The following is a 411-nucleotide window of genomic DNA, read 5'->3' on the forward strand; positions in this document are numbered from 1 at the left end:
TCTTGAAATATTTCGGATGGCCCCCATCACAACAGGGTTTCCCGGAAACCGCCTGGGCCGCGCGCCCCGCCATCCGGCTTTCTTTTGTCCCTAATTTTCCGACTTTTCATACAACGATGAGCCAAACCGCCACGTCCGAAACCCTGGGATTCCAGGCCGAGGTGAAGCAGCTGCTGCACCTGATGATCCATTCGCTGTACAGCAACAAGGAAATCTTCCTGCGCGAGCTGGTGTCGAACGCATCCGACGCCTGCGACAAGCTGCGCTTCGAGGCCATCGATAATCCGGCGCTGCTGGAAGGCGATGGCGAGCTGGCCATCACCGTCGGCTACGACAAGGACGCGCGCACCATCACGATTTCCGACAACGGCATCGGCCTGTCGCGCGAAGAGGCCGTGGCCAACCTGGGCA

The 411-nt window shown here is 59.9% G+C and carries 1 pseudogene; it reads left to right on the forward strand.

The features are described 5' to 3' along the window. Positions 1-116: 116 nt before the first annotated feature. Positions 117-411: pseudogene (locus EEB19_RS26555) on the forward strand (ATP-binding protein); the annotation flags it as partial.

The organism is Gordonia sp. OPL2, from assembly GCF_003797825.1.
Lineage (GTDB): Bacteria > Actinomycetota > Actinomycetes > Mycobacteriales > Mycobacteriaceae > Gordonia.